This window comes from Janthinobacterium rivuli (genome assembly GCF_029690045.1).
In the GTDB taxonomy this organism is placed as follows: domain Bacteria; phylum Pseudomonadota; class Gammaproteobacteria; order Burkholderiales; family Burkholderiaceae_D; genus Janthinobacterium; species Janthinobacterium rivuli.
Genome location: NZ_CP121464.1, coordinates 2,148,860 through 2,165,907, shown reverse-complemented (window position 1 = coordinate 2,165,907; position 17,048 = coordinate 2,148,860). Strand labels below are relative to the sequence as shown.

Here is a 17,048-nt window from a genome sequence, read left to right as displayed (position 1 = left end):
TCCCTGCATGATACCTGCAATGGCGGCGCGGAACTAACTGCTTGTTACGGGCTGACCGTCACGCCATGCCTGCTCCAGCACCTGCTTGCCGGCCTGGTCCCACTGACGCTCGATACCGTGCTTCTTGCCGTGCTCGTACGGCACGATCTGCCGCAGGCTGCCATCGCTGTACCAGGTTTGCAGCAAGCCGTGGCGCTGGCCTTCGACAAACGGGGTCACGCTGGCGCGCACGCCGTTGGCATGCCAGTCCGTCGTATCGCCATGGTCGCGCCCCTGCGCGTCTTTCTGCCACGCAAACACGGGCCGGCCACTCGGTCCCCACGTTTGCAAGCTGAGCACGGCGCCTTTCTGGTACAGCGTTTTGTTCGACATGACGCCATTGCCATGGCTTTCAAACGACCAGCCGTCAGGCTTGCCGTGCACCCACACGGTCCTGGCCATCACACTGCCGTCCTCGGCATACGTGACAAACTCGCCCTCGCGCTTGCCATCGACGAACTGTCCCCGTTGGAACAGCTTGCCATCGGCATAAAACGATTCCTGCACGCCATCCATCTCGCCATTGCGTCGATACGAGCGGCTGCTGACGGCACCATTCGCGGCATACGACACATGCTCGCCATCGGCCATCTCGTCGCCGTGATACAAGGTGCGGCTCATCAGCTGGCCATTCTCGTGATACGTTTCCGAGATGCTGTCACGCCCGTTCGGCAAGGCCGTCACCTTTTGCTTGACCTGGCCGTTTTCAAAGTACACGCAGCCGCCGAGCAACTCCTCGCCCTGGGCATTGAAGTAGGTTTCGCGCAGCAACTGGCCATTCTCGTAGTAATACTTGCGGAAACGCACGAACCTGACCTGGCTCAGGTCCAGGTCCGTGGTGTAGGTTTCAAAGGCCAGCACGCCCGGCGTGTCGGGAAATTCCAGCCGCACGTGCCAGGCGCCCAGCGCCTCGTCGCGTACGGGCGGCGTGCGCAGCGCATACACGGCGCGGCGTTGGTTGCTCGGCATGAAATTTTCATCCAGATACATGGCCTGGTCTTCCTCCTGTCGTGTGGGCGTTGGTTTTGGCGCCGCGGACTGCTCCTGTGCCGCCAGTGGCAGGGCTGCACCCATGCCCAGCGCGGCGGCCAGCAGCCAGCGCATCGTCTGTTGATTCTTCATGTTGCTCCATTGATCATATTGCTTTGCGGCCACCATCATAAAGGCAAGCGCCGTTCGCCATGGGCACGATTGCCGCCCCATGAAAAAAGGCCGGGACGAACCTGCTGATCCGGCTCCGGCCTGGCGGGTGCGCGTGCGCGTGCGCAGTTTCAGCCCAAGCCATCCTTGATGGGAGATAGCTGGCTCGCATGCAGGCGCGCATACGCGCCGCCCTGCCGCAGCAAGTCCGTGTGGCTGCCCGCTTCCACCAGGCGGCCACCCTGCATGACGACGATGCGGTCGGCACTTTCGATGGTCGACAGCCTGTGGGCGATGACGATGGTGGTGCGGTTGCGCATCAGCACTTCCAGCGCCGCCTGCACGGAACGCTCCGACTCCGTGTCCAGCGCGCTGGTCGCTTCGTCCAGCAGCAAAATCGGCGCGTCCTTGTACAGGGCGCGGGCGATCGCCAGGCGCTGGCGTTGTCCGCCCGACAGGCGCGAACCATTCTGCCCCGCCTGGGTGGCGTAGCCCTGCGGCAACTGCATGATGAAGTCGTGCGCATAGGCGGCGCGCGCCGATGCTTCGATTCTGTCCTGGTCCGGGGCCGGGTCGCCATACGCGATATTCGCCGCCATCGTGTCGTTGAACAAAATCACGTCCTGGCTGACGAGGGCGAACTGGCGCCGCAGGGCCAGCAGCGCGTAGTCGCGCAGGTCGACGCCGTCTAGCAGGATCTGGCCGCCGCTGACGTCATAGAAGCGCGGCAGCAAGCCCAGCAAGGTTGTCTTGCCACCGCCCGAGCCGCCCACCAGGGCCACCGTTTCGCCGGCGCGGATGTCGAGCGTGATGTCGCTCAAGGCCGTAGGCGCATCGGGATCGTCGCTGTTGTAGCGGAAGTGCACGTTCTGCAAGGACAGATTGCCCTGCACCGTGACGGGCGCGATGGCGCCCGGGTCCGGTTCCAGCGGCGTGTCGATCAGGCCGAAGACGGACTCGGCCGCCGCCAGGCCACGCTGCAGCGGTTCATTGATCTTCGTCAGATTCTTGATCGGCGACTGCATCGCCATCAGTGCCCCCATGAAGGCGACGAAGGCGCCCGGCGTGATGGCGCCGCTTTGCGCGCGCAGCATGGCGAAATAGATCACGGATGACAGGGTGATGCCGACGAGCATCATGATGAAGCCGGAATTCATGGCCGAGGTGGCAGCATGCTTGACGGCCAGCTGGCGGTTGCGCTTGACCACGTCGACGAAGCGCGCCTGTTCATAATCCTGGCCGCCGAAGATTTTCACGACGCGCTGGCCGCCGATGCTTTCGTCGAGCACGGAGGTCAGCTCGCCCACGGCTTGCTGCGAACTCTTGCTCAGGTGGCGCATGCGGCGTCCCGCCAGAGTCACGACGATGGCCACGATGGGCATCGACGCCATGCAGAACAGGGCCAGTTTCACGTCGATGCTGAACAGCAGGATCAGATAACCGATGGTGGCGACGGAATCGCGCACCATCACGTTGAGCACGTTCAAGCCCGCCTGCGACACCTGGCTGGCGTCGAAGGCCACGCGCGACTGCGTCAAACTGGTGGTGGTGGTATCGAAAAAGCGGCTGGGCAGGCGCATGATGGTGGCGAACATTTTTTCGCGCAAATCGGCCTGCACCCGGCTCGATAGCCAGACGGAACCATAATCGCCGGCAAAGCTCGACACCATGCGCAGCACGGCCAGGCCCAGGATGGTGGCGGGAATCACCCATAAGTCCACCTGCCCCGCCTGTGCCGGCAAGAAACGGTCGATCCAGCCCTGCAACATGCCCATCACGCCGGACGCGGGCGCGACCTGCGTGCTGGCCGTCGCGCGCATGGCGTCGACGACGTTTTGCAACTGACGGATTAACAACACATCGGTGGCGGACGCCACGCCCACGGCCAGCAAGGTGGCGGCAACGATGGCGCCATAGCGGCGAAACTGGCCGGCCAGGCGGAAGAACAGGAGGCGACTTTGCTGCATGCAGGTGAGAAAAGTGAGGGTAAAGCGTGATTCTAACCGCTGCCAGACTTACCTAGAGGAAAGTCGCACCTTGCCGGCACAGAACCGGCAAGGGAACTGCACGGACGATCAGCTCTTCGCCACTTTCCACGCGCTCGTGCCAGCCTTGCAGACCTTCAGCTTGAGCGTCTGTTCCTGGCCCTTGGCGCTCAAGGCTACCTGCACCTTGCGGCAGGTTTGCGCCTCCGTCTTTTGCGTATCGCTGGCCGTGATCTCGGCGGCGATGCGCACGGAATTGCGCAAGCCTTCATTGCTCCACTGTACGGCTTCGCCATCTTGCTTGTCATTGAGCACGTCGGTGACGGCTTTCACGAAGACGGGCTTGTCGTTCTTGTTCAGGTAGGCCATCGGCGTATCGGCCAGGAAACCCAGGCCGACGGCGGAAGCGGAAGCGCTGAAGACGACGCTGCCGAAGATCAGGGCGGACAGCAAGGTGGCGGGACGAATACGCATGAAAAACTCCTAGTGAAAGTAAAAATCGGAACCGCCGGGGCGGCCCTTAGCCGGGATCCGCCGGCGAAATACCCACGGCCAGCAAGGCGTCGATGCTGGGCACAAAATAGATCGCCGACGACAGCGCCGTGGAAAAATCCAGCAACCTGTCCGTCTTGGTGACGCCATCATAGCCTACGCCGTACATTTGCCGCAGCATGCCCATGGTCACCGTGATGTCCTTGCAGAAACCGACAAACATGACGCCCGCCTCGCCGGCATTGGCGTAATTGGCATTGCGGCGCACGATATCGACTTCCTCGCCATCGCGGATGAACTGGTTGCGGCCCACGTGGGAATCGACGGGCAGCGGCGACAATTCATGGCTGCCGGCCTTGGTGCGGCCCCATACCTGCTCGGCCGCGTGCACGGGCAAGGCGCGCAGGCGCTCCACGTCCATGCGCCATTTTTGCAGCAGCACGGTCGAACCGCCCGCGCCCGCCTCGCCGTCCGGAATGATGGCCACGCCGTTGGCGCGAAACGGATTCGGATTGGCGACGCCGTCGGCAAAGCCGTCGAAGGTCACATTATTATGATACGGAAAACACACCTGCTCGCTGGCCAGCTCGGCGAAGGGACTCAAAAGCGTGAGCGTCGTGCGCATGCTGTCGTACAGGGTGGCCGCGTTCGACTGCGTGATCCAGACCCAGAAATCGTGCTGCGTGGCCGGCGCCGTCTTGCCGTTGGCGCCCACCAGGTCCTGCGCAAACGATGCCATGTTGTCCGGCACGCAGCCGGGGCAAGCGGCGCGCCACAGCTCGGGCTTGAATCCCAGCACCACATTGGCAGTGCCGCCCGTCAACTGATGGTGGCGGTTCAGCGTGGGATCGAGGATGCCCGTGACTTCGGATTCCCACAGCTTGCCCAGCAACTTGAACAACTGCCGCATATCGACGCCGGCCTTTACCTTGAACTGCAAATGCACTTCGTCGCGCGCGACGACCGACAACATGCTTTGTGGAATTGCCATAACCAATATTCCTCTTTTTGTTTTCTATGTGGATCTTAAATCAGAAGTGCCGGATGGCAGTTTCATTTAGGCAACATGCTTTCGGCAACATGCGATAACTGTAACTATAGGTAGTCATGAATTGGACGATAATGCAATGACGTAGAGCAAGAATAAGAATGGATACCATTGCATGAAATTGTATGAAAAGCTCGTCAGCGACATCGAGCAACTGGTGGAAAAGGGCGTGCTCCTGCCCGGTGAACGCATTCCCTCGGTGCGCCAGACCAGCCAGCAGCACAAGCTGAGCATCACCACGGTGCTGCGCGCCTATGTCAAGCTGGAAGGCATGGGCGTGATCGAAAGCCGGCCCCAGTCCGGCTACTTCGTGCGTCCGCGCACCAGCGATGCACAGAACGCCGGCCTGTGCATGCAAGCGTCGCACCCCAGCCCCGTGCCGGCGGAAGTGCACGTCAGCCGCCTGGTGCTGTCGACCTTGCGCTCGATCGGCTTGCATGACGCCATACCGCTGGGCTCGCCCTACCCCGACCCTTCGCTGTTTCCCTGGGAACGCATCAACCAGTATGCGGGCGCCGTGGCGCGCCGCAACCGCGTGTGGAACATGACGGATGACCTGCCGCCGGGCAACCCGCAGCTGATCCGCGAAATCGCCCGCCGCTACATGGAAAACGGTCTGGCCGTCGATCCCGATGAAATCATCGTCACCGTGGGCGCCACGGAAGCCATCAACCTGTGCCTGCAAGCCGTGGCCAAGCCGGGCGACACCATCGCCGTCGAGTCGCCCACCTTCTATGCCATGCTGATGGCCGTCGAACGGCTGGGCATGAAGGTGGTGGAAGTGTCCACCGATCCGTACGATGGCATCAGCATCGAAGCGCTGGCCGACATCATGGCCCAGCAACCGATCGCCGCCGTCATGGTGATGCCGAACTTCCAGAATCCGCTGGGTTTTCAAATGTCCGACCAGCGCAAGCGGGCCCTGGTACAACTGCTGGAACAGCACGACGTGCCCGCCATCGAAAACGGCGTCTACAACGAACTGTATTACGGCGACGCCCACCCGTCCTCGCTCAAGTCCTATGACCGCAAGGGCATGGTGCTGCACTGCTCCTCGTTTTCCAAGAGCCTCAGTTCCGCGCAGCGCGTGGGCTGGGCCCTGGCCGGGCGCTACCGGGGCAAGGTGGAGGAACTCAAATTCCTCAACACCCTGGCCACCTCCTCGTTTCCGCAGCTGGCCATCGCCGAATACCTGCAAAACGATGGCTACGAACAGCATCTGCGCCGCACCCGCAAGGCCTATGCCCAGCAAGCGCGCATCATGGCCGCCGCCGTGCAGCGCTTCTTTCCTGCTGGCACGAAAATCTCGCACCCGCAGGGCGGCTACGTGCTGTGGGTGGAATTGCCCGGCGACATAGACTCCATGCAGCTGTACCGGCGCGCGCTGGAATGCAAGATCACGGTGGGTCCGGGGCGCATGTTTTCCGTCAGCCAGGCCTACAAGCATTGCATCCGCCTCAACTACAGCTATCCGTGGAGCGTGGGTGTAGAACAGGCGATCATTCTGCTCGGCAAACTCATCACCGAATTTTTGTAGACCATTCACCCGCCCACCAGCGACATGCGCACGGTGGGATACTGCTTGCGCCCGCCAAGCTGGGCCAGTGCACCGCGCACTTCCGAGTAACGGTCGCCACGCCGCTGCCAGTGCTGGCGCAGCAGGGTTTCCAGCCCTTGCGCCGAGTCAAGCCGGGGCCGCAGGTCGAGGCCGTCGTGGGCGAACAAACAAGTAAACAGCTTGCCATCGGACGACACGCGCACCCTGCTGCAGTCGCCGCAGAACGGCTGCGACACGCTGGAAATGAAACCCACTTCGCCGCCTCCATCGAGATAACGGTAGCGGCTGGCCGTCTCGTGCAGGACAGGCTTGCCTTCGCCCAGCGACACGAGGGGGAATTCGGCGGCGATCAGCGCGCGCGCCGCCTCGGACGTGACTACGTGCGTGCGCGACCAGGCGCCGATGCCGCCCACGTCCATGAATTCGATCAGGCGCAGGATCACGCCCGTGTGGCGGAAATGGCGCGCCAGCGGCACGATCTGACTGTCGTTGACGCCTTTCTGCACGACCATGTTGACCTTTACGGGGTGCAAGCCCACAGCTTGCGCCACCGCTATGCCGTGCAGCACTTTCTCTACGGGAAAGTCGACACCATTCATGCGCTGGAAAATGCCGTTATCGAGACTGTCGAGGCTGACGGTGACGCGGTCCAGGCCTGCATCCTTCAGCGAGCGCGCCTTGGCCGCCAGCAAGCTGCCATTCGTCGTCAGCGCGATGCTCACGGCGCGCCCGTCCGGCGTGGTGAGCTTCGCCAGCGTCTCGATCAGCTGCTCCAGGTTCTTGCGCAGCAGCGGCTCGCCGCCCGTGATGCGGATTTTATCCACGCCCAGACGCACGAAGGCGCGCGCCAGCGTTTCGATCTGCGCGAAGGACAGGCGCTCGCTGGAGGGAAGAAACGGGTAATCGCTGGGGTACAGCTCGGCCGGCATGCAATAGGTGCAGCGGAAGTTGCACTGGTCGATGACGGAAATGCGCAAGTCCGTCAGGGGGCGGCCCAGCATGTCCACGCAGGGTTCACTATAGTCTGGCTGCCAGGTGGCTGGCTGCGGATACATGATGGTGTTCATTGTGCTTCCCCCTTGATTGCGTTCGTCTGGAAGTAGCATAGGACGAATGCAGACACTCAATGAGGTACAGTCCGGCGCCAGCCGATAGAGTACAGATTCGGCTTTACTCTGCTGGCGGTGGTGCGAACATGCTGGCGCACAGCTCGGCGCCCGCCGCGCTGAGCAGCGCGCTGCCACCGCCGCTCTCCGCCGTGGTAACTAGCACCAGTCCCGCGCTGGACAACGCATTGAGCTGGCGCAGCAAAGTGCTCATCTGTACTCCTGCCCGCTTGGCCAGCTTGGCCAGCGACCACGGTTTCTCCGGCGCCTCCTGCCGCGCTTGCCACAGCAGCGCCAGCAGCGCGATCAGCGCCGCGTCGACTCCGTCTTCCTTGTCTTCCTTGTGCATGTTTTTCTCCTTGTCCACATCATAAATCACGGCCGGCGCCAGCGCGACCGGCATCGTCGTCTTGCCATCTGTACTCTGTTTTTTTAGCCGGAACTGTGCGCCTACGGGGCAAGCCGCCGCCCCTACCATGTGATTGTCCCATCGCATATCACCAGGAGAGTCATCATGAGCAAGCCAAAGTCCGACGCGCGCATCGCGCCCTACACCCATGCCGCGGCCGGTTGGGGTGCCCTCAAGTACGTGGCCATCAATCTGTTCAAGGAAAAAGTCAGCGCGGGCAATTACCGCTCGCTGTTCGAGCAAAACCAGCCCGACGGTTTCGACTGTCCCGGCTGCGCCTGGCCCGACCGCGAACACGCGTCGACGTTTGAATTCTGCGAAAACGGCGTCAAGGCCGTGGCCGCCGAATCGACAAGCAAGCGCGTGCGTCCCGAGTTTTTCCAGGAGCACACGGTCACCGAACTGATGGAGCAGTCGGACTATGATCTGGAGCAACATGGCCGCCTGACGGACCCCATGGTATACGACTCTGCCAGCGACAAATACCAGGCCATTTCCTGGGACGACGCGTTCGCCCTCGTGGCGCACCACCTGCACGCGCTGGACGACCCGAACCAGGCCGCCTTCTATACGTCTGGCCGCGCCAGCAACGAAGCCGCTTTCCTGTATCAGCTGTTCGTGCGCGCCTACGGCACCAACAATTTCCCCGATTGCTCCAACCTGTGCCACGAAGCGACCAGCCGTGGCTTGCCGGAAACCGTCGGCATCGGCAAGGGCACGGTGCTGCTGGACGACTTCGAACATGCGGACACCCTGCTGCTGTTCGGCCAGAACCCGGCCACCAACCACCCGCGCATGCTGGGAGAATTGCGCGAAGCGTCGCGCCGTGGCGCCACCATCGTGTCCATCAACCCATTGCACGAACGGGGCCTGGAGCGCTTCACGAGCCCCCAGCATCCGCTGGAAATGCTGACGGGCGGCAGCACGAACATCTGTTCGCTGTTCATCTGCCCCACTCTGGGCGGCGACTTCGCGCTGATCAAGGCCATGGCCAAGCGCGTCGTCGAGCTCGATGACGAAGCCATCGCCCACGACCAGGAGCGCGTGCTCGACTGCGCCTTCATCGCCGAGCACACGGCAGGCTTCGACGCGTTCGCCGCCGACCTGCGCGCCGAAAGCTGGGACTTGCTGCTGGCCGAATCGGGCGTGGCGCGCGACAAGATCGAGGAACTCACGCAGATCTATGTGAAGGGCAAGGCCGTCATCGCCACCTGGGGCATGGGCGTGACGCAGCACAAGAATTCGCTGGCCACCGTGCAAATCCTGTCGAACTTGATGATGATGCGCGGCAATATCGGCAAGCGCGGCGCGGGCCTGTGTCCGGTGCGCGGCCACTCGAACGTGCAGGGCGACCGCACCATGGGCATCGAGGAACAGCCGACCAAGGAATTCCTCGACCGCCTGGGTCTGGTCTTCAACTTCGAGCCGCCGCGCCACCACGGCTATGACGCCGTCGGCACGATAGCAGCCATGCTGGAAAAGAAAGTCAAAGTGTTTGTCGCGCTCGGTGGCAATTTCTCGATGGCCACGCCGGACACGCCGCGCACCTGGGGCGCGCTGCGCTCGTGCGACCTGACCGTGCATATCGCCACCAAACTCAACCGCAGCCATCTGGTACATGGCAAGGATGCGCTGATCCTGCCGACCCTGGGACGCACGGAAATCGACGTGCAGCAAGGCGTGGCGCAAGGCGTGACGGTGGAAGATTCGATGAGCATGGTGCACATCTCGTTCGGCATGAACCAGCCCGCCTCGCCCAATCTGCGCTCGGAAATCGCCATCGTGGCAGGCATGGCGCAAGCGACCGTGGGCAGCGAAAAGATCGACTGGCTGCGCTTTTCCGGCAACTATGCGCTGCTGCGCGACTCCATCGAGCAAGTTTTTGACGACTTTTTCGACTACAACTTGCGCATAGCCAAGCCGGGCGGCTTCCACCTGAAAATCGCCTCGCGCGAACGCGTGTGGAAGACGGAAAGCGGCAAGGCGCAATTCCTTGTCAATGCCGTGGAACTGGACACGCCGATCCACCGTGCGCGCCAGCAATATGGCGAGCGCCTGATGGTGCTGATGACCACGCGTTCGCACGACCAGTACAACACGACGATCTACGCCATGGACGACCGCTACCGTGGCGTGTTCGGCCAGCGCCGCGTGGTCTTCATCAACAAGGATGACCTGGCCATGCTGGGCTTTGCGGCCGGCGACTGGGTCGACCTGATCGGCGTGTGGCATGACGGCATCGAACGCCGCGCCGACCGCTTCCTGCTGGTCGAGTACGACATCCCGCGCGGCTGCATCGGCGCCTACTACCCGGAAACCAATCCGCTGGTGCCGCTCGACAGCGTGGGCGAAGGCTCGCGCACGCCGACCTTCAAATCCATCCCCGTGCTGCTATCGCCTTCCGCCGCCCTCAGCTGATCAGGAGAACGCCATGTTCGGTTTCGATACCCTGGACCTGTCGCGCGCGCAATTTGCGATGACGGCCATCTTCCACATCCTGTGGCCCATATTGACGATCAGCCTGTCGCTGTTCCTGTTCGTTGTCGAGGCGCTGTGGCTGCGCACCAGCGACCCCGTCTACTACCGCCACGCGCGCTTCTGGAGCAAGCTGCTGGTGCTGAACTTTGCCGTCGGCGTCGTCAGCGGCATTCCCCTGGAATTCCAGTTCGGCACCAACTGGGCGCCGTTCTCGCACCATTCCGGCCAGTTTATCGGCAACATCCTCGGCTTCGAAGGCGCCATGGCCTTCATGCTGGAAGCGGGCTTCATCGGCGTCATGATGTTCGGCTGGGGCCGCGTACCGAAAGGCGTGCACCTGTTTGCCACCGGCATGGTGGCGCTCGGTTCCAGCATTTCCTCGTTCTGGATCATGGTCGCCAATTCCTGGATGCAGACGCCGGCCGGCGTGCGCGTGGTCGACGGCAAGATCATCGTCACCGATTACGTGGCCGCCATCTTCAATCCCGACATGGCCTGGGCCGTGGGCCATATGTGGGTGGCCGCCGTGGAAACGGGTTTGTTCGTCATCGCGGGGATTTCCGCCTGGTATATGTTCAAGCGCCGCGAACCGGCCTTCTTCGCCCGCTCGTTCAAGCTGGCGCTGATGCTGCTGCTGGTCATTGCACCGTTGCAAGTGTGGCTCGGCGATTCGAGCGGCGTCGACGTCTTCAAGACCCAGCCCGCCAAGGGCGCGGCCATCGAAGGCCACTGGCACACGAATCCCGATGGCGAAGGCGCGGCCTGGTCCCTGCTGGCCTGGCCCAACCAGGCGGAGCAAAAGAATGACTGGTCCATCGAAGTGCCCGGCATGCTCAGCGTGATCGCCACGCATAGCGCCACGGGCAAGATCACGGGCCTGGCCGACATCGCCCGCGAAGACCAGCCGCCCATGCTGCCGCTGCTGTACTACGCCTTCCGCGCCATGGCCGGCATCGGCATGTGGTTCGTGCTGCTGTCGTTCTGGACCTTCGTGGCCTGGCGCAAGGTAGGCGGCCGAGTGGAAGAGTTCGTGCGCAACCGCAAGTTGCTGCTGGCCTGGGTGCTGACGATACCGTTGCCCTATATCGCCGTCGAGTGCGGCTGGATCGTGCGCGAAGTGGGACGCCAGCCGTGGGTCGTGTACGGCTTGCTGCGCACGCGCGACGCCGTCTCCGACGTGGCGGCCCATGCCGTGGCCGGCAGCATGCTGATGTTCTTCGTGTTTTACATCGTGCTGTTTGTCACTTTCTTTGTATTTGCCAAGAAATGGCTGCAACAAGGCCCGGATGTGACGCTGCCGCTGCCGGACGCTGCCCATGCCGCGGGGTACTGAAGTGCGCCCCAACCAATCAAGGAGTTTGTAATGGATATCAATTCGCATGCCATGCTGGGCAATGCCTGGTTCGGCCTGATCGGCCTGATGCTGATCTTTTACGTGGTCACGGACGGCTTCGACCTGGGCGTGGGCATCCTCAGCCTGTTCACCCGCCGCGAGCAGGAACGCAACCTGATCTTCCAGTCCATCGAGCACGTGTGGGACGCCAATGAAACCTGGCTGGTGGTAGTGGGCGGCGCCCTGTTCGGCGCCTTCCCCAGCGCCTACGCCACCTTGCTGGAACAGCTGTACATTCCCATCATGCTGCTGATCGCCAGCCTGATCATGCGCGGCGCCTCGATCGAGTTCCGCCATGCGGCCGGCAACAAGCGCCTGTGGGACCTGATCTTCGGCGTGGGCAGCCTGCTGGCCGCCGTGGCGCAAGGCGTGGTGCTGGGCGAGGTCATCACGGGCTTGCAGCCGGGCCCGCTGAGTGCGGTCTTCACGGCCTGCACGGCGCTGGGCGTGGTCGCCGGCTATTGCCTGCTGGGCAGCACTTACCTGATCAAGAAGACGGGCGGCCAGCTGGAAGCGGCGGCGCGCCGCTATGCGACGGCCAGCGTGCTGGCGACTGTCGCGGCCGCCATCGTGCTGTCGGCCGGCACCATGGTCTTCAGCGCCATCGGCCACGACCGCTGGGCGCAGCCGGGCGTGTTCGGCGTGCTGCTGGCCCTGGCAGCCATCGCCGCCAGCGCTTTTATTTACATCCTGTGGGCCGTGCACGTGAACGGCGTGCGCGGACCGTTCCGCGGCGCCATCGTGCTGTTCCTGGCCTCGTTTGCGGGCCTGGCCATCAGCTTCTTCCCCGACCTCGTGCCGGGCAAGCTGAGCATCGCGGCGGCTGCGTCCGATGAGCCGACCCTGATCTTCATGCTGATCGGCATGGGTTCCATGCTGCCGATCATGATCGGCTACAACCTGTTCCAATACTACGTCTTCGAGGGCAAAGTCGTGCCCCGGAAACATTAACCGGCACCACGGCATGCGTCTTCCATCATGATTATCCGCCCCACCACCAACTGGTTCCGCATGCTGTTCGTCTGGGATGGCTCGGTGCTGCAAGCCATCATCCCGCAATTGCTGCTGATGCTGGTCGTCAGTTCGCTGGCCCTGCTGACGGATGGCCGTATCTTCGGCGTCAAGATTCCGCTCGATACGGCGCCGTTTCCCATGGTCGGCATCAGCCTGGCGATCTTCCTCGGCTTTCGCAACAATGCCAGCTATGCGCGCTTTGTCGAGGCGCGGCATATCTGGGGGCAATTGCTGATCGCCGCGCGGGCCCTCGCTTCGCAGGCGCTCACGTATCTGCCGCAGGAGACGAGCGGCCTCGATCACCAGTTGCTGCTGCGCCGCCTGATCGCTTTCGTGTATGCGCTCAAGCACCAGCTGCGCCAGACGGACCCGCAGCAAGATCTGGCGCGCTACCTGCCGGCCGAGGACATGCAGCGCTTGCAGGGCGTCAACTTCAAGCCCGTCGCCGTGCTCCATTCCGTGCGCGCCATGCTGTACGACGCCGTGCAGCGCCAGCCGGGCCAGACCCAGCTGCTGTGGATGCTCGACACCCAGCTCAACGACCTGGCCGCCACCGTGGCCGGCTGCGAGCGCATCAAGAACACGCCGATTCCGTATCCGTACGGCGTGCTGGTGCACCGCACCGTCTACATGTACTGTTTTTTACTGCCGCTGGGTCTGGTGGACGCCATCGGCGTGGCCACGCCCCTCATTTCCGTCTTTGTCGCCTACACCCTGTTTGCGCTGGAAGCCATCGCGCAACAGATCGCTGAACCGTTCGGCCTCGCGCCCAACTGCCTGGCCCTGAACGCCATGACGCGGGAAACGGAACGCTCGCTGCTGGAATTGAACGGCGACCCGCTGCCGCCTTCGATACGGCCTTGCCCGCGCTATCAGATCGATTAATTTAATTAATTAATAACGCATGACAAAACCGTAGCGAGCGGAAGGGAGTTGTGGCTGAGAAGCGCAGCTGTGCGAATGCACAGTGAGCATCGCAGGCCGCAAATCGCGACGCGCAGTAGGTTTGGTCAGGCGTTACAAGGAGAACATCATGGAATGCGACATCACCACCATCGAACGCGACGGTTACCTGGAAGTTCCCATGGTGCGCCACCAGGCCGGCGTGGCCACGGCGGGCCACGACATGGTGGCCGAGGAATATCCCGTGGCTCTCGTCTACAACGGCATCGCCCACGCGGTGATGATGGCCACGCCGCGCGACCTCGAGGAATTCGCCGTCGGCTTTACCTTGACCGAAGGCATCGTCGGCAGCGTGCGCGACATCTACGACCTCGACGTGTGCTGCGGCGCGGACAGCGCGGAAGTGCGGCTGACCATCGCCCAGCCGGACTTGATCAAGCTCAAGGCCCGCCGCCGCGCGCTGACCGGACGCACGGGCTGCGGCGTGTGCGGCATCGAAAGCCTGGCCTTACTGGATCTGGTACCGGAAAAAATCACGCGCCCCTTGCCGCCGCTGGTCGCCAGCAGCGCCATCCTCGGCCGCGCCGCGCGCGAACTGCTGCCCTACCAGGAACTGATGCACAAGACGGGCGGCGTACACGCGGCCGCCTGGTGCACGGCCGAGGGCGCCATCGTGAAAGTGTTCGAGGATGTGGGCCGTCATAACGGCCTGGATAAACTGATCGGCTACCTGGCGCTGCACCGCATCGCCATGCACGACGGTTTCGTCTTCCTGTCGAGCCGCGCCAGCTATGAATTGGTGCGCAAGTCGGCGCGCATGCATATCGGGCTCGTCGCCACCATCTCGGCGCCCACCTCGCTGGCCATCCGCATCGCGCGCCAGGCCGGCATGCAACTGGCCAGCTTTTGCCGCCGCGACGGCTTTGTCGATTACACGGCAGACGAGGTGCCACCGGTGGGCTGAACATTGGCAAGCGGGCACGCCTGCCGCATAATGCGCCCATGTTCAAACTGACTTTTCTCGGCACGTCTTCCGGCGTGCCCACGCGCCACCGCAACGTCACGTCGCTGGCCCTGCAAACCACGCACAACCGCGACTGGTGGATGATCGATTGCGGCGAAGCGACGCAGCACCGGCTGCAGCGCATCCCCCTGTCCGTGCACGACCTGGTGGGCATTTGCATCACCCATGTGCATGGCGACCACAGCTATGGGTTGCCGGGCCTGCTGGCCAGCGCCTCCATGACGGGGCGCAAGAAGCCCTTGCTGCTGATCGCCCCGGCCGCCATCAAGGCCTGGATCGACGCCACCCTGCTGCACACGGAACTGTTCCTGACGTATCCGCTGATCCACATCGACGTGGACAGCGCGCCAGTCGTGCATGAGGAAGCGGGCTTGACCATCTCACGCCATGCGCTGTCGCACCGTGCGCCGAGCGTGGGCTATCGTTTTGCGCTGGAAACGAGCCGGTGGAAGCTGGACAAACCGGCCTTGCTGGCGGCCGGCGTGCCGCCCGGTCCCGCCTGGGGACAGTTGCAAGCGGGCCAGGATGCGATCCTGAACGATGGCACGGTACTGGCGGCCGGCGCTTTCCGCCAGACGGACACGCAGCGCGCCACGGTAGTGATCGGCGGCGACAACGACACGCCAGCGTTGCTGACGGACGCCTGTGCCGGCGCGCAATTGCTCGTGCATGAAGCCACCTACACGGAAGCGATGTTGCAGAAAGTGGGGCCCGGCCCCACGCACAGCTCCGTGCAGCGCGTGGCGCAGTTCGCCGAAGCGGTGCGCTTGCCGAACCTGATCCTCACCCACTTCAGCGCCCGCTATCACCATGCGGAAGGCATGGCCGAGCTGGAAGCGGAGGCCCGGCTGCATTACTCGGGCGAACTATTCCTCGCACGCGATTTCGACAGCTATGAACTCGATGCGGCCGGTGTGCTGAGCAAGCTGCCGGCAAAGAAATCTAGTGGGGATTGACGCCATACTGCGCCGCATACTCGGCGGCCAGCGCGCGCGCCGCTTGCTGCTGTGACGGCGTGAGGATTTCCAGCAACTGGTCGCGGTTCTTGACCGATTGCGCGCTGCCCGCCTCGGCCGGCATGGCGATCCACGCATACGCCTGCACGTAATCGAGCTCCACGCCCTGCCCTTGCGCGTACAGCAAGCCGTATTCATTCTGCGCCGACAGGGAACCGGCTTCGGCCGCCTGCTTGTACCAGAACGCCGCCTCGGCAAAGTCTTGCGACACGCCATCGCCCTTGCGGTACGCCTGCGCCAGGTTGAATTGCGACTGGCCATCGCCCGCCTCGGCCGCCTGGCGGCCATACGCGAGCGCTTGCGCCGTATCTTGCGCGACGCCATCGCCACTCGCATACATCAGGGCCAGATTGGCCAGCGATGGCGGAAAGCCCGCCTGCGCGGCGGCCGTGAACAGTTCCACCGCTTTCGGCAAGTCTTGCGTCACGCCATGGCCCTGGTAATACAGGCTGGCCAATAAATGCTGGCCGGCCGGATCGCCGGTGCGCGCGGCCGCGTCGAATTGCCTGAACGCCTCGGTGTAATTATGATCGTTATACGCGAGGATGCCCGCTTCATTCAAAGTTTCAGGAGAGGATGTCATCAGAATTCCTTATTCGGGGATTTTTGGGCATTGTACACAGCACTGTTCCGCGCAGAATGCACGATAGGAAACGGTGTGGCGCATTGCCCAAATCATGCGTTATCATCATTCTCCGCCTGATGCAATCGGGGCATTGTGCCCCACATTGGCTCCCAGTACCCGCCCAAGAATATCGCCATGAAATTGACTGTCTTGTCCTTATCGCTGCTTTTATCCCTGATTTCCACCTCGGCTTATTGCGGCACCTTGCACCTGGACAAAGCCGCCACAGGAAAAGTGCGGCAAGCGGCCGATATCCGTTATGCGAATCACGATGAAAAACAAACGTACCAGCTGAAAGTCGGCAGGCAGTGGATCAATGGCAGTTGCAGCACTAGCGGCACGGGCAATTTGCACGCGCTGCTGGTCGACATGAATTTCGACGGCCATGCCGACCTGTGGGTGACCGGTTACACGGATAGCCAGGGGCGCATCCGCTGTTCCGATGTGTGGCTATGGGATGCGCCGGCGAAGCAATACCGTTTCAATCAACCCTTGTCAGCGATTCCGAATCTGGATATCAGCATGGCCGATCAAGGAATCAAAGGCGGCATCCCCAATTGCGGCTGCGCAGCGCAATGCTTTTATGAAGACAGCTATGCATGGCGGGCTGACAAATTAATCGCCACCGCCCGGCGCGAACAGGATTGCGAGCGCTATCGGGAATATCGTTTGAATGAAAAAGACGCCTTGACCATCGTCAAGGATGAAATCATCGACAGCGGCAATCCCGGCCAGCAGGCCATTGACAACGTAAAAGCATATGACTGGCAGCGTCACGCGCAAACCATGCGCAAACCCTGGGAATGATATTTATCCTG

The 17,048-nt window shown here is 62.7% G+C and carries 15 protein-coding genes; 8 read left to right on the top strand and 7 right to left on the bottom strand.

Annotated features, from left to right (window positions below):
- Nucleotides 1–33 precede the first annotated feature (33 nt).
- The 4 genes from P9875_RS09940 to P9875_RS09925 form a co-directional block, all read right to left on the bottom strand.
- Entirely contained in the window at nt 34–1,161 is a 1,128-nt protein-coding gene (locus P9875_RS09940) for a toxin-antitoxin system YwqK family antitoxin (RefSeq protein ID WP_158300173.1), read from the bottom strand.
- Between the two features lie 149 nt (nt 1,162–1,310).
- A complete protein-coding gene (gene msbA, locus P9875_RS09935; RefSeq protein ID WP_099402561.1) occupies nt 1,311–3,146 on the bottom strand; it encodes a lipid A export permease/ATP-binding protein MsbA in 1,836 nt (611 codons plus the stop codon).
- A 108-nt stretch (nt 3,147–3,254) separates the two neighbouring features.
- Entirely contained in the window at nt 3,255–3,638 is a 384-nt protein-coding gene (locus P9875_RS09930) for a hypothetical protein (RefSeq protein WP_099402560.1), read from the bottom strand.
- Nucleotides 3,639–3,684: 46 nt separating this feature from the next.
- Nucleotides 3,685–4,647: a Dyp-type peroxidase gene (locus P9875_RS09925; protein ID WP_099402559.1), complete on the bottom strand. Its 963-nt coding sequence runs from the start codon at nt 4,645–4,647 to the stop codon at nt 3,685–3,687.
- A gap of 172 nt (nt 4,648–4,819) precedes the next feature.
- On the opposite strand from P9875_RS09925, the gene P9875_RS09920 reads away from it, so the two are divergent.
- Complete coding sequence (locus tag P9875_RS09920) at nt 4,820–6,241, top strand: PLP-dependent aminotransferase family protein (RefSeq protein ID WP_278318272.1); 1,422 nt, start codon at nt 4,820–4,822, stop codon at nt 6,239–6,241.
- Between the two features lie 5 nt (nt 6,242–6,246).
- Here the strand turns inward: P9875_RS09920 and moaA are convergent, their stop codons facing one another.
- Nucleotides 6,247–7,317: a GTP 3',8-cyclase MoaA gene (moaA, locus tag P9875_RS09915; protein ID WP_278318811.1), complete on the bottom strand. Its 1,071-nt coding sequence runs from the start codon at nt 7,315–7,317 to the stop codon at nt 6,247–6,249.
- A 115-nt stretch (nt 7,318–7,432) separates the two neighbouring features.
- A complete protein-coding gene (locus tag P9875_RS09910) occupies nt 7,433–7,771 on the bottom strand; it encodes a helix-turn-helix domain-containing protein (protein ID WP_341353823.1) in 339 nt (112 codons plus the stop codon).
- Between the two features lie 111 nt (nt 7,772–7,882).
- On the opposite strand from P9875_RS09910, the gene P9875_RS09905 reads away from it, so the two are divergent.
- From P9875_RS09905 to P9875_RS09880, 6 genes are all read left to right on the top strand, one after another.
- A complete protein-coding gene (locus P9875_RS09905; protein WP_099402556.1) occupies nt 7,883–10,195 on the top strand; it encodes an FdhF/YdeP family oxidoreductase in 2,313 nt (770 codons plus the stop codon).
- A gap of 13 nt (nt 10,196–10,208) precedes the next feature.
- Nucleotides 10,209–11,588 (top strand): cytochrome ubiquinol oxidase subunit I, encoded by a 1,380-nt coding sequence (locus tag P9875_RS09900; RefSeq protein WP_278318271.1) that lies wholly within the window; start codon nt 10,209–10,211, stop codon nt 11,586–11,588.
- A gap of 30 nt (nt 11,589–11,618) precedes the next feature.
- On the top strand, nt 11,619–12,599 hold the full coding sequence (locus P9875_RS09895; protein ID WP_176388592.1) for a cytochrome d ubiquinol oxidase subunit II: 981 nt from the start codon (nt 11,619–11,621) through the stop codon (nt 12,597–12,599).
- Between the two features lie 27 nt (nt 12,600–12,626).
- A complete protein-coding gene (locus tag P9875_RS09890; protein ID WP_099402553.1) occupies nt 12,627–13,547 on the top strand; it encodes a bestrophin family protein in 921 nt (306 codons plus the stop codon).
- Nucleotides 13,548–13,695: 148 nt separating this feature from the next.
- Nucleotides 13,696–14,529, top strand: a complete 834-nt coding sequence (gene fdhD, locus P9875_RS09885) for a formate dehydrogenase accessory sulfurtransferase FdhD (RefSeq protein ID WP_374106439.1) — start codon at nt 13,696–13,698, stop codon at nt 14,527–14,529.
- A 38-nt stretch (nt 14,530–14,567) separates the two neighbouring features.
- Nucleotides 14,568–15,545, top strand: coding sequence for a ribonuclease Z (locus tag P9875_RS09880; RefSeq protein ID WP_278318270.1), 978 nt, complete (start codon nt 14,568–14,570; stop codon nt 15,543–15,545).
- Here the strand turns inward: P9875_RS09880 and P9875_RS09875 are convergent.
- Nucleotides 15,532–16,188: a tetratricopeptide repeat protein gene (locus P9875_RS09875; protein ID WP_278318269.1), complete on the bottom strand. Its 657-nt coding sequence runs from the start codon at nt 16,186–16,188 to the stop codon at nt 15,532–15,534. The genes P9875_RS09880 and P9875_RS09875 overlap by 14 nt on opposite strands.
- A 177-nt stretch (nt 16,189–16,365) precedes the next feature.
- Between P9875_RS09875 and P9875_RS09870 the strand changes: the two genes are divergently transcribed.
- Nucleotides 16,366–17,037, top strand: a complete 672-nt coding sequence (locus tag P9875_RS09870; protein WP_278318268.1) for an XAC2610-related protein — start codon at nt 16,366–16,368, stop codon at nt 17,035–17,037.
- Nucleotides 17,038–17,048: the final 11 nt, after the last annotated feature.